The organism is Kosakonia sp. PSU_27 (assembly GCF_039409795.1).
In the GTDB taxonomy this organism is placed as follows: Bacteria; Pseudomonadota; Gammaproteobacteria; order Enterobacterales; family Enterobacteriaceae; genus Kosakonia.
Genome location: NZ_JBCIVK010000001.1, coordinates 278,887 through 292,235 on the forward strand (window position 1 = coordinate 278,887; position 13,349 = coordinate 292,235).

Below are 13,349 nucleotides of genomic sequence, written 5' to 3' on the forward strand. Positions count from 1 at the left end.
AGATCTCATGTGATTGCATCGCCATGGGTTTAACAGGCACAGCAGAGCCATTTTGATGACTCTGCTGTGCCGATCACACGGCCTGGAGGACAGCATGAGTCGTCGTGCTGACGGCCACGACAACGCCGTTACAGAAAGTTTTTCCGTTACTGAAGCGTGAAGAATTAAAGAAAAAAATCTACCGAACGAGAGATGAATCCCGCAGCGAAATTTTGATGACAACGAACTGTTTTATATCAGTAAGCGTCAGCATGGTTAGCGCAATCCCTGCCACCGGCGGAGTATGAAAACCACTATTATCAGCGGCCCGGAAGTGTCGGGAATATCCGTGGCGATTGATTAGCGGAAAAGTGTCCAGAAAATCATTCCGTTTACCGGGTTTATCGCCATTGATATGCACTATTAACCGGGCGTCGCGCAATATAATTATTTTGTGCAGACGAAGGGTAGGGCAGATGTTGCGGACGCGGCAAATATCACATCTGGTATAACCTTCCTTTATATCCGTCGGGAATCATACGCAAAAGTTAATAATATATTTAATGAAGCAATGCTTGCCTGATAATGAGCTATCCGATGGGTAATGGTTGCATTAAATAACATCTGAATAATGTTTTTTTCAGGTAATAGTCAGGTGAAAGTGATTTTATTACTGGCTATAAAATAACAATGCGGAAGGCTCCGTAATTTGCCCTGGATTATTTGCCGTATTGAGTAAAAGAGGTGAGCAGGCCTATATTTTTGTTGTTCTTTCTTATTTCAAGGGGAACAGCATATTTGCTCGTAGATAATTTTATTGCAAGGAGGCCAATATGTCCTCATACAGCCTAAATAAAGCCAAGGAGAATAATATGTCCGCATATTACCCACACAGTCTTATTCCTCCCCATATTTTACGTCGCATTATCGACAATGGCTCTGAGGCGCAGCAACACTTTGCGCGTCGAACTTTAGTCCATGTGCAAAACTTGATGGATATCGGCCTTAAAGGAATCTCTAAGCCTCTGGCCACCTACCCTGGCGAATTGATGCGTAATATTTACGATGCGCATCATCAGTCGACGGTAAATGGCACGCTGGTACGTTATGAAGGCCAACCTTCCAATGGCGATATCGCAGCGGACGAGGCCTATGAGTACCTCGGCGTGACGCATGATTTCTTCTGGCGAGTCTGGCGACGCAATTCTCTTGATAACCAGGGGATGGCCCTGAATGGCATCGTGCATTTCGGTGAATCATATATGAATGCGTTCTGGGATGGGCAGGAGATGGTTTTTGGTGATGGCGACGGTGTTATTTTTAATCGTTTCACGATTGCCATCGATGTCATCGCACATGAACTCGGTCACGGCGTCACCGGCAGTGAGGCCGGGTTGATCTATTATGCGCAGTCAGGCGCACTGAATGAATCTTTATCAGATGTTTTCGGCTCGCTGGTGAAGCAATACTACTACCAGCAAACCGCCGACCAGGCTGATTGGTTGATTGGCGAAGGATTACTGGGTGAAAGAATTAATGGCCGTGCGCTGCGCTCCATGTCTGCGCCGGGCACCGCCTACAACGATCCGATGTTAGGTGCCGACCCGCAGCCCGCCCATATGAACGATTATGTCCGAACCCGCGATGACAATGGCGGTGTGCATTTAAATTCCGGTATCCCAAATCGCGCCTTTTACCTGGCATCTGTCGCTGTCGGCGGTTATGCATGGGAAAAAACCGGTTACGCCTGGTACGACACGGTTTGTGACAAGTCACTGACTCCGGACGCAGATTTCGCCACCTTCGCCAGATTGACTATCTATCACGGTGGAAAACGTTCCGGCAAAGCGGTTGCCAACGCCATCGAACAGGCCTGGAGAGAAGTTGGAGTGTTATGGTGAGCACACCTGAACTCACCGATGATGTGGTGATTGAACTGGCCCGTGAAGGCGGGCTGGTTTATATGCCGAAACTCATCAGAAAGCAGTGCATTGAAATAGCGCAGTTGAATACAGAGCAGCGCCAGCGCCTTGACACTATTCTTCGCCAGGCATTACCGCTCGGGCAGCGGCCTGGCCTGGCAAATTCTCCAGGCGAGGGTGACCAGCGTTTCTACCGCCTCCAGATTACCTGGACGGCCCGGCAAAAAGAGATGCAGTTGTTGATCCCGGAAAACCAGGCGCCGGAATCCCTGCAAAGGTTGTGCAGAGAAGGTAAGACCTCTATCTGCAAACCTTAAAATGCGATGAACCCGGCGCGTTTTTATATTTTTTCTGTAAAGGAGGTATATCAACAAAAATCTTAAATCAGCCTGGTTATTAATATCAACAGGTAATATCACATCTGAAAAGGAATATTCAATCATGAAAAAAAATCTACTGATCTTAATGTTATCTTTATTTCTAACTGGTTATGTTTACGCGCATGGATATATTGATAACCCACCAAGTCGTTCATTTCTTTGCTCTCACGCGGGCGGTGCATTAAATAAAGCTTGTGGCGCGGTGATGTATGAACCTCAATCGATTGAAGGCGTGAAAGGTTTTCCTGTCGGCGGTCCTTCCGATGGTTTAATCGCAAGCGCAGGGAATCCGAGTTTTTCTGAATTAAATGAACAGACGCCAGGTCGTTGGTACAAAGTCAATCTCAAAAGTGGCGCGCATACATTTGACTGGACGCTCACCGCCCGCCATAGCACAACTTCCTGGAAATATTACATCACTAAGCAAGGATGGGATCCGAATAAACCATTAGCTCGGGCTGATTTTGATTTAAAACCCTTCTGCGAAAGATTTGATAACGGGAAAATCCCGCAAAGTAAAGTCCAGATGAACTGTACTATTCCACAACGCTCGGGGTATCAAGTTATTTTGGGCGTATGGACAATTGCCGACACAGGGAATGCGTTCTATCAGGTCATTGATGCTAATATGACTAAATAATTAATGAAATATCTAAAACTGTATTAGTCCGAGTCTGTACTAATACAGTTTATTAAATAAGGTTATTTATCGAGTGTGGTTTTTTGCAGGTATAAATGTGTAATTAATCTTACCTTTGGCCCTTTTGCCCGGGGCCATTTCCCCTGCTTGTTGCCATCCCTCATTGAAATATCAGCATTGGAGAAAGGGCAATTGGCTTCGAACTGGATGTTACCCAACGCGAATCAGGTAACAGCGAAACCAGTCCACAAGCCAGTCTGAAAGGTTCGCCCGCAAGGGGATCGTTCAGTGTGAAAATCACGGGGCGAGTCTCACATAAAGCGTAACAAACCCGCTCTCTGGATTGGCTAGCAATTTGCGGATGCCGGGAATTGGTACAGTGCAGTGACGGATAGCGTACGCGGTTTGCGTACTGATAAATATGTGATCGACAACCCACAAAGCGCGGTGCGTTATCTCTCTACGGATAATGGCGCTACAACTGTCGTGCTTCTCCCTTGTCAGTAATTGATGTTAAGGCCTCATGACGTTTACTGAGGTCATATCTTGATAATTTAAGGAGGCTGCAATGATAACAATTGATGACATGGGGTTATTCAGTAACTGGTTGGCCGCTCTCGCCGGATTATTTGGTGGCCTGAGCGTGTCATTTTTTTGGCAACCTAAAAAGTTGTATCAACGTGGCCGGCTGACGGCGGGCATCATTATCGGGGGGATTAGCGTTAGTACGACATTTACCCTGGGAGGAATTATCTCTCAATGGCTGGGAATGAATTTTACAGATAAGGATACTGCTATGGGGATCGGTTATTTCATTGGGTCAATCAGTGTCGGAATGGTTGCCTGGCTGGCCAATTTTTTCTGCCACAGAGAAGAGCGCGACATTTTGCAGGTGGCAGGAGAGCTGAAGCGCGCCGCCAGAGGTGTTAACAAAATACCAGGCCGTTACCGATCCGTTCGTAGTTCAAAAACAGGAGATCCATCATGATGTTGAAGGTTTTATACTGGGTACTCACTCTGGTAGATGTTTTTGTTGCTTTGATTATTCTGATTAGCGCGCTCAGTCATCGCCTTCTCAATACCGTTTATATTTCGCGAGGATATAGTATTGGGCTGCTGATTGCGGGGATTGGTTTTATGTTACAGGTGGCGATAAATGTGCCTTTTTTATTGTTTGATGTCATATTAACGCCTTATCAATCCTCTTTTTTTATATTTAAAGATATCGGTATCGGGATAGTAACAATCAGCTATTGCATACACCCGCCGTCTACAAATCTGCCATCCAGTAAGAAATTTCCCCATAAAAGAGCAGCAAAATAAGCTAAAAAAATCACCACCGCAAAAAAAGAGTGAGTATGATAAAAGGAGCATTATTTACATCTGATGCTCCTTTTGTGCTAGAGACTCGTTGGGAATAGATGGCAATCGAACAGCATAAATAGTGTGGCTAACTTTCTTTAAAATACATCATTGCCGCCTGGGTGCGGTTAGTCACATTCAGGCGACGAAAAATAGATTCGAGATGCGTTTTTACGGTACCCGGACTGATATTCAGGAGGCGGCTAATTTGTTTATTAGATTCGCCGGCAGCCAGCAATTTGAGGATCTCGCGCTGACGTTCGCTTAGACAAGCCAGGGTACGATGGTTATTATCCAGAACCGTCATATTCTCGTGGGGAAAGCTGAGCATGCCCGCAGAAGCGGTATGTAGCGTTTGTGTGATGGTTTCGGGGGGGGAGTCGCGCCTGACAAAAGCAATGGCATGATGATTCAGAAATTGTCGCAACGAGATGAGTTGGCATTTATTTACCAGCATCACCACCGGGATGCCAGGATAGTGCTGCGATAAGTTATCAATTAACTCAATACATGCTTTTTTATTATCATTACCATCCAGAATAATTAAGGAGGCGGGGAATTTGCCCAGAGTTTCATTGATTTTCTTACAATCATTTAAACCGCAGATTTTTACTTCCGGAATGCTATGAGACACTACCGATGTCATTTCTTCAATGTATATAGAATGTTTGTCAATCATGAATATATGCATGCGCCTTCTCCATATAATAGTTTCTTCAATGAATCTATTACTTCATAGAGTAGTCAATGGTGTGAATAATTGAAATTAGGGTGATTTCCATAGGCCTTTTATCCGACAGGGAACGGATAATAACTTTAAGTTATGCCTGACGCTTATAAACAACCTCTTAATTATTTTTGCGAAGTAGGGTGTTATCTTATTATCTCATTTGGTTATACCTTGAAACGCAGGGTTTTCGGTGCGCCGATGTGCTCCTTTCGACAACAACATGAAAGCCTGGTGACCGGCAGCAGAATTAGCGTTATCCGATTCCAGAGCTTATCTGCGCAATACTCTTCGCTGTAAATAATCGAAAGGGTTTTGATTGAAAGCCCGTACAGGCAATAACAAAAAACGTCTTTTAAACATGATGGGTGAATTGTGGCATCCGACCCGGGCTAACAACGCTGGTGTCAGAAATCCGGCCCCATAAAAGGAGGGAAAAAAGCGGTTGCGGGTATTTTTCCCTTATATACTCTGGCATAGCTGTTCGCTAATCCGTGAAATTCGCTTTCATCCAAAAATATCATTTTGCTATATGTACTAACTGTTAGTGGTGTCAGATTTAATAATAGACATTTGTCGTTAACAGTATACCTGGCGAGGTTTTTCATGCTGGGTATGAAAGTTTATTACGCTTACATCTTCTGCGACGGATTCTAAATCAACTGGTTATACTTTAAAAAACAAGTGAAATGATTGACCGTCCATTCCTGAAATAATTAAGAGAGTAGACAGTGTGAGCTGTGATCGTGCGTCGTTCAGGTGAAGTCTATTTCCTGTTCCGGCCGGGCATGTTAAATGGCATTTATGCATTATCGCACTGCCAGAGAACACTTCAGAATGATCACAGCTTGTGGCGGGGTAGTATAAAACGGGGTCGTTACCGACCCCGCAGAGAACACTCAGGAGAGGATTTTTGCAAAAGCTTTGGCGAAAGCATAGTTTTCCTGACCAGTGATCAGCGTACTGGTTGGTTTACTGTTCGAGTGCATATTGCCATGTTCGTCGATGGTATCAGGTGCAAAATCGCGTCCCAGAGACCAGTTACTGACTTGATGCAGATTGTTGGCTTTGGAAAATTCAGCAACCTTAACTGCATCCTCAAGCGTGAATACTAACGGGTCAGTGTCATTGTGGCCGATCATCGGTGTCACAACGATTTTTGAATATGCTTCGGCATCGGTATAACCCCAAATCGCTTTTAGCTGATCTTTGGTGGCGTTAATTGCCTGAATAGCATAATCCCCCTGATTGCCGGCAAAACTTGGGCCGTAATCCATCGCCATAATATTAACGTAAGGGTGTAATTTATTCGCTGCTGCACTAGTAAGTACATCCAGGCCAGCCTGAACTAATCCAGTCGGTAATACGGGCAGCGTGACACTGACTTCCAGATATGGAACGGCTTTCTTAGCTTGCACAAATGCCGGGAATGCAACATTGCTATTATAAAAACCCTGGGTTTCAAAATCGAGATCGATCGTTTTTACACCGTAATTATTGGCGATATTGACATATAACCCGGCGAGATCATTAACGCTCCATGTGGTGGAAAAATCCACGCCGGAAAAACCACCAAAAGAAAATATGGGTTCACCACCTGCGTTATTAATTAAATCTGTCAGCGGTTTGATGGCCATGAGTGGAAAACTACTGTTGCCCCAGACCGGATTTTTCGGGTTGGCGGGATCCTGCACAAGGAAAGCGAGATGGAACTTTTTGACGCCGAATGCGATCGCATCACTGATAAAATCCTGGTTGAGTCCCGGGGGCGTTGTTGCCCATTTAGCGAATATAGTGACATCAACATAGGGTGCAAAATCAGTGGCGCCAGAGCCTGTCGAGGGTTTACCGGAAGTCTTGCCACTAATTGCAGTGCTCCTGGCTGACTGGTTGCCTGCGTTATCGACAGCGAAGACACGGAAGGTGTAAAGGGTGTTTGGTTTCAGGCCGCCGATGGTGGCTGACGTTGTTGTCACGGTAACGGTCTGCGATGAAGCTCCTGGTTCGGCGTAAGACACCACATAGTTTTTTACGCCGCTACCGTCATCGGTAGAGGCATTCCATGCCAGGGATATGGCATTGTGCGCAATACGCGTCACATGCAGGTTAACCGGAACGCTGGGGGCGGTGGTATCTGGCGAAACGGGCCGGGTCAGCACGCTGATGCTGCCAGTATTGTCGGATACATTGCCTGCGGCATCATAGGCCTGTACCGAGATTGCATATTGCGTATCTGCGCTAAGACCATCGAGGATAGTGGTGGTGTTCGGTACGCGTTTAGTATGCCTTCCGTTGGCCCAGCTCCAGGTGACAATATAGCCGCTGACGCCTACATCATCGGTGGAGGCGTTCCATGAAAGAGCAATGGTTGAGCTGGTGGTGCCGGTGGAAACCAGACCTGTCGGTGCTGAGGGGGCTGTGGTATCTGGCGTATCGCTGTCTCCGGCGAGTACACCATTTACATAATAAGCGATCGGTAAAACATCAGCGCTTAAGCTACCATTATTGGAACCGATATTGACAATAAAGCTGACCGATTTGCCATCAGCGATTGGTGTCAGGTAGTTCGCTAATTGCCCGGTAATATGTGTCGTACTTATCCCCGTTTTCTCGATGTTCAACCCAATATTGGTAGACGGCTGAACGCTTTGCGGCATATCGAAGCTAATTTTCACAGGGCTGTTAATGGTTTTTCCAGTATTATTGAGAAGTGTTATTTTAAGCGCCCCCGACCACGCGGAAACCGATGCATATTTCGCGGTGAAAGAGACGTGAGTTGTATCAGACATTTGTATTTCTCCATGTATTTATTGTGAATTCTGTTTCAGGTATATCCTGTGGGTAAAAACAAGAGTGCTTACACAGATAACTATCAAATAAGCACTCTGCTTTTATTGGTTAAGCAGTTGGGTTGTCCTGTTGCTAATAAATTTTAATAAGCGCCGCCGTCGTTAAAGTAATTAGCATGTCAGAAAGGGGATTAGTATGTATTATCGTCAGGTAATCACATTGCTGTATCCAATGGGATATTTGCTATCAGATATTCCGGGCGATCGCCAAGCTTTGTAAGAATAGGTTGTCTGAGCTGGTTGTAAATATCTTCATTTAATTTGAGTCCCAGTTTGTATATATCTATGGAATAGCCTTCTTGCCATTTCATAAAACCCTCAACATCACTGGTAAAGTGATAAGCAAGCATCAGAACAATGATTTGCGGCGAATTTTGTACATTCAGCGTTGGTGTCACAATGAAAAGGCCGTCACTATATTTGTGCGGATTGATAGCCGCGGATTCCCATAAGGTAAAAGCGGGCGAGGTCAATGTGAGGTCTTGCGCCGCGTGAATACTCGCGCCTGCCAGAGACTGTGTCGCGTCGGGAATATGCTGATTCACTAACGCAGCCCAGTCGACAGGTGCTGAAAGCTCAATGGATTGACTGGCAAAATGGAGCATATTCCAGCCTACCGTTGCAAGCACACCCGTAAAACTTTCCTGCCAGTCCTGAGTGGCAGAATGCCGGTTAAATTTCTTATCTGCCGCAAGTTGAGCGAATAACAGAGAATGGCTCACATCATCCCGCTGTTGGCTGGAGAGGGTTTTATCAAAAGAGAGCACAATACCTTCGTTAATTTGCGCATAATTATCATCATCTGAACCAACCGCCGGGTCAGGACAGCGGGCGGCAGATTTAAGCATTTTTTCTCGATCTGTTAATTCAGGAAGCATGATGGAATTCAGGAGTGACAACATAAATTAACCTCGCAATGTATCGCAAGTATAATAGGTGGTCGTCCATAACATGGCTTATTACTTCATCATGGACGACAGAGTAAAATAACCGTATTTCGATATCAGATTTCAATATTTGCAATCATATCGATTGCCCGATCACCCAGTTTATCAATAACGGCCTGGCGCACCCCCTTATAAACACCTTCGTTTAAGACGAATTTATTTGCCGCGCGTTGAATTTTGATCGAGGTGGATTGCCAGGTTACCCACAAAAAACGCCCCTCATTGCGCTTCGCATCAAATTGCATACCATCAAGCATCATTACCACATCGCCATTTGGTAACAGATCTGCCGGGAAAATTTGAAAATTACCGGTGTTTTCCGAATTTGATTTCGCATCCCAGATAAGCATTTGCTTTGAGGTATCGCTCAGGCTGGATAACGCCTTCATTGCCGCTGCCACTAATGCAACCTCACCGACAGTAGCGATTTGCGCAATGATTCCCAACACAGCCTCATCCAGTTTTACGGTACTGGCACCTGACGTATAGGTATCAAACGCGAAAGCAGGTTGGTTCCAGCCAATTTGGCCCAGTACATTGACATAAAAACGATACCAATCCATGGGCGCAGTATAACGGTTGCAGTGTTTATCCGCCGCCAGTTGAGCGAACAGTGTTGAGTTCTGCACATCTTGTTTATTCTGACCATCCAGCCGTTCGGTAAATGAGATGAGGCTGCCGGCATTGACTTGTGCAGAGACTTTATTATCAGTCAGCATGGTTTTTCTTTTTGACTGACCATGATCCGGTACTCCTTTTAGACGTTCCAGTAACGGTGCCAGATCGGCAGTGGTTTCAATCGGTGTTTTAAGCACAAAATCCAAAGCGTTAGTATTCATATTATTTCTCCACTCAAAGTTCCAGGTGTGTATGCTATAAAAATTACTGTGTTTCATTGATATAAAAGAGAATGCCGCCAGGTAATCAACGAAAATGTTGCTTATTAGTGGCTTGTATATATTTCAGTGCTTCCTGCGATATAGAACAAATTTATAATCGTTATATGAGGCTTTTTAATTTCCTCGAAATATAAATCTAATGGAAAAAATATAAATACGAACACATCTGATATCAATACGGCAAATACGGCAGGGTAAATTACGGAGCCATATGCGCTGTGTTTATCGCATTAAATATTGATGGTAACGCGAACTATATTGTGTGACGTGACGAGTTAAGTTGTTATGAAATGAAAAATCCACGCAATAGCGTGGATTTTATAGGCTTTTGTGAGCTTTATGAGATTGAATAAAATGACCTGTCCCAGTATTAAACACAATAATCAGTTAGTAATGTCGATTTGTTTATCTTCGTTTTTTCCATTTCGCCAGCCTGCTGCAAACTCCGCTGGCGTCAGATAATTCAGTGAGGAATGAGGCCGACACTCGTTATAGTCCTGCCGCCAGTCGTTAATGATTTTTCTGGCGTGAACAATATTGCTGAACCAGTGCTCATTCAGACATTCATCCGGAGATCGACCATTAAAGCTTTCGATAAACCCATTCTGTGTCGGCTTGCCCGGCTGAATAAGCCGGAGCTCAGCGCCATGCTCAAAGGCCCACTGATCCAGTGCCCGGCAGGTAAACTCTGGTCCCTGATCTATTCTGATCGTTGCCGGATAGCCACGAAATAACGCAATGCTGTCCAGAATACGTGTGACCTGAATACCTGATATACCGAAGGCAGCAGTGACTGTCAGATATTCCTTCGTGAAATCATCGACGCAGGTCAGGCACTTGATCCTGAGTCCGGTGGCCAGTGCGTCCATGACGAAATCCATCGACCACGTCAGGTCAGGAGCTGCAGGAAGGAGCAATGGAAGACGTTCTGTTGCCAAGCCTTTACGACGTCGTCTGCGCTTAACACCCAGGCCGCTGAGATGATAAAGGCGGTACACGCGCTTGTGATTAACACGCAGGCCCTCTCGTCGCAGTAGTTGCCAGATACGACGGTAACCAAAACGCCGGCGCTCAAGCGCCAGCTGAGTGATGCGCCCGGATAAATACGCATCAACCGCCGGACGCTGCGCCTCATAGCGGCAGGTCGACAGGGACAAACCAGTCAGCCTGCTGGCTCGACGTTGCGGCAGACCCGTCGCTTTACACATCACTACAACAGCTTCCCGCTTGTGGTCTGTCGTCAGTACTTTCGGCCCAACGCTACCTGTAATGCTTCCTTATCCAGCATAGCTTCCGCAAGCAACTTCTTGAGACGGGCGTTATCTTTTTCAAGCGACTTAAGGCGTTTTACTTCAGGGATTTCCATGCCACCAAACTTCTTACGCCAGGTGTCAAAGGTTGTGCCAGAAATAGCATGCTTACGGCAAAGCTCACGGGCGGAAATGCCACCCTCGGCCTCGCGGAGAATACTGATGATCTGTTCGACAGAAAAACGCTTCTTCATGGGGATGTCCTCACGTTGCTGATGAAGACATTACTAACATCGTCGTGTGTTAATCAATGGGGAGCAGGTCACTTGCGAACCTGGTGACAATCCCGCGAACCAATAACACATAGTTATTGTAAAGTGGGAAATAAAACCATCACGATATTATAAACTTTTATATGTTTACGTAATATGATTTGCCGTTATAAGGTCTAACTATCATTAAAAAGCATGAATGGTAATTTTAAGTTAGTTCTCAATTGTATTTCCTGGGGCGCTGGCTTGTCATTATTTTCCGGTGGGTTGGCATGCTAAAATATCATTAACTGGAATATATTCGGAACTAAACCTAAATTTTGACAGAAATTGTCTATTTACGTCCTGAATATTGTTTTTTCATTAAGCCCATAAGAAAATACTTGAAAATGATGATTATAACTAACCTAACCAAAATTTACTGGTGAGGGTGACATTTATTCTGGTCAGGGATGGGCTAACGTGCGCTATTTAGTGGTAGTGTTATTTTTTGTCACGGCGGGATTGCAGGCTGCGCCATTATCACCGGCGGATCGTGATACTGTCCGTCAGCAGCAGGAACAACTGCTGCGCCAGAACCAGCAGCAGCGCGATGAGCTGGAACGTGCCACACCGCTGCCGCGCGCAGGCCGCACCCCGTCTGACACGCAGGCCGGTGGTCCCTGTATTGATATCCACACCATCACCCTTTCCGGCGTGACGCTCATCAGTGAAAAAGCGCAGCAGAAGCTGCTCGCGCCCTGGCAGAACCAGTGCCTGAATATGGCGAAAATAACCGGACTCACCGCCGCCATTTCCGACTGGTATATCAGCCGGGGCTATATTACCAGCCGCGCGTTTCTTACCGAGCAGGATTTATCCCACGGCGAATTACGCATTGTGGTGCTGGAGGGAAAATTACGCCATATCCGCCTGGAAGGTGAATCCCCGCGCATGCTGAAAATGGTATTTCCGGGGCTGGAGGGGAAAGTTCTCAACCTGCGGGATATTGAACAGGGCATGGAGCAGATTAACCGCCTGCGCAGTCAGCCGGTGCAGATTGAAATAGTGCCGGACAGCGAACCCGGTTATTCCACCGTGAATTTAACCGCCACGCCGGAATTTCCGTTAAGTGCCTCTGTGTCGCTGGATAACAGCGGGCAGAAAAGCACCGGTGAAAATCAGCTGAACGGTTCACTGACCGGCAATAATTTACTGGGGCTGGCGGATAAGTGGTTTGTCAGCGGCGGACGCAGCAGCGATTTCGCCACCGGGTATGACGCGCAGAATTTTCAGGCCGGGGTCAGTATTCCGTACGGCTACAGCCTGCTGGATTACAGCTACGCCTGGAGCAATTACCGCACCACCATCATCAGTCAGGGGTTTCCGTGGGTCTCCACGGGGGATACGAAAACCCACCGCCTGAACCTCTCACGCGTTATTTTCCGCAACGGCGACATCAAAACCGCGCTCAGCGCCGGCATCACACAGCGCGCATCGCGCAACTGGCTTAACGACGCCCCGCTGGTCAGCAGCACGCGCAATCTTTCCAGCCTGCAGTTTGGCATCAGCCACACGCAGAAACTGCTGGGCGGCGTGGCAACCTTCAACCCGACCTACAGCCACGGCATGCCGTGGTTTAACGCCGAAACCGATGAAGGCAAAACCGGTGATGTGCCGCGCGCGCAGTTCCGCAAGGGGAGCCTCAGCGCCAGTTTTCAGCGCCCGCTCACCAGCGACCTGCTGTGGCTGTCCAGCCTGTACGGGCAGTGGTCGCCGGACCGGCTCTACGGCAGCGAGCGCCTGACGCTTGGCGGTGAAAGCTCGGTGCGCGGTTTCAAAGAGCAGTACATCTCCGGCGACAACGGCGGTTACTGGCGCAACGAAGTGAATTACACCCTGTTCACGCTGCCGGTGCTCGGGCAGATAAGCGCCACCGCGGCGCTGGATGGCGGCTGGCTGGAGAAAGACCGGCTTGACCGGTATGCCGCCGGCACGCTCTGGGGCGCCGCGGCAGGACTGGGCAGCGCCGGGCGCTGGTTCGCAAGCCAGGTCTCTGTCGGCACACCGCTGCGTTACCCGGACTGGCTCGGCCCGGACCACCTGACATTTAACTGGCGTGTGGCTGTCACTTTTTAAAGGA

General features: G+C 47.1%; 11 protein-coding genes and 2 pseudogenes. 8 read left to right on the forward strand and 5 right to left on the reverse strand.

What is annotated here, in order from left to right; translation table 11 throughout:
* Positions 1-76: 76 nt before the first annotated feature.
* The 7 genes and pseudogenes from AAIG26_RS01365 to AAIG26_RS01395 all read left to right on the forward strand — a co-directional run.
* Positions 77-339: pseudogene (locus AAIG26_RS01365) on the forward strand (IS3 family transposase); the annotation flags it as partial.
* A gap of 512 nt (positions 340-851) precedes the next feature.
* Positions 852-1,880, forward strand: coding sequence for a M4 family metallopeptidase (locus AAIG26_RS01370; RefSeq protein ID WP_016495787.1), 1,029 nt, complete (start codon positions 852-854; stop codon positions 1,878-1,880).
* Positions 1,877-2,218 carry a protealysin inhibitor emfourin gene (locus AAIG26_RS01375; protein WP_174240601.1) on the forward strand — a complete coding sequence of 114 codons (342 nt, stop codon included), beginning with the start codon at positions 1,877-1,879 and terminating at the stop codon, positions 2,216-2,218. Before AAIG26_RS01370 ends, AAIG26_RS01375 begins: the two co-directional genes overlap by 4 nt.
* A gap of 124 nt (positions 2,219-2,342) precedes the next feature.
* Positions 2,343-2,921: a lytic polysaccharide monooxygenase gene (locus AAIG26_RS01380; protein WP_160269939.1), complete on the forward strand. Its 579-nt coding sequence runs from the start codon at positions 2,343-2,345 to the stop codon at positions 2,919-2,921.
* A gap of 140 nt (positions 2,922-3,061) precedes the next feature.
* Positions 3,062-3,244: pseudogene (locus AAIG26_RS01385) on the forward strand (hypothetical protein); the annotation flags it as partial.
* A gap of 245 nt (positions 3,245-3,489) precedes the next feature.
* The gene (locus tag AAIG26_RS01390; RefSeq protein ID WP_343179448.1) at positions 3,490-3,909 is read left to right on the forward strand and encodes a hypothetical protein; all 420 of its coding nucleotides are present in this window, start codon (positions 3,490-3,492) and stop codon (positions 3,907-3,909) included.
* Positions 3,906-4,244 (forward strand): hypothetical protein, encoded by a 339-nt coding sequence (locus AAIG26_RS01395; protein WP_016495791.1) that lies wholly within the window; start codon positions 3,906-3,908, stop codon positions 4,242-4,244. Before AAIG26_RS01390 ends, AAIG26_RS01395 begins: the two co-directional genes overlap by 4 nt.
* Before the next feature lie 127 nt (positions 4,245-4,371).
* Here the strand turns inward: AAIG26_RS01395 and AAIG26_RS01400 are convergent, their stop codons facing one another.
* The 5 genes from AAIG26_RS01400 to AAIG26_RS01420 all read right to left on the reverse strand — a co-directional run bounded on the left by AAIG26_RS01400 (position 4,372) and on the right by AAIG26_RS01420 (position 11,209).
* Positions 4,372-4,974, reverse strand: coding sequence for a response regulator transcription factor (locus AAIG26_RS01400; protein ID WP_016495792.1), 603 nt, complete (start codon positions 4,972-4,974; stop codon positions 4,372-4,374).
* Positions 4,975-5,909: 935 nt separating this feature from the next.
* Positions 5,910-7,799: a fibronectin type III domain-containing protein gene (locus tag AAIG26_RS01405; protein WP_343179449.1), complete on the reverse strand. Its 1,890-nt coding sequence runs from the start codon at positions 7,797-7,799 to the stop codon at positions 5,910-5,912.
* A gap of 215 nt (positions 7,800-8,014) precedes the next feature.
* A complete protein-coding gene (locus AAIG26_RS01410) occupies positions 8,015-8,761 on the reverse strand; it encodes a hypothetical protein (protein ID WP_343179450.1) in 747 nt (248 codons plus the stop codon).
* 101 nt (positions 8,762-8,862) lie between these two features.
* Positions 8,863-9,645, reverse strand: a complete 783-nt coding sequence (locus tag AAIG26_RS01415) for a hypothetical protein (RefSeq protein ID WP_016495795.1) — start codon at positions 9,643-9,645, stop codon at positions 8,863-8,865.
* A gap of 443 nt (positions 9,646-10,088) precedes the next feature.
* Positions 10,089-11,209 (reverse strand): IS3 family transposase gene (locus AAIG26_RS01420; RefSeq protein WP_343179452.1). Its coding sequence is split into 2 segments (ribosomal slippage): positions 10,089-10,951 and positions 10,951-11,209, totalling 1,122 coding nucleotides; the frame shifts between segments, so codons are not numbered across the junction.
* Positions 11,210-11,689: 480 nt separating this feature from the next.
* On the opposite strand from AAIG26_RS01420, the gene AAIG26_RS01425 reads away from it, so the two are divergent.
* A complete protein-coding gene (locus AAIG26_RS01425; protein ID WP_343179454.1) occupies positions 11,690-13,345 on the forward strand; it encodes a ShlB/FhaC/HecB family hemolysin secretion/activation protein in 1,656 nt (551 codons plus the stop codon).
* Positions 13,346-13,349 lie beyond the last annotated feature (4 nt).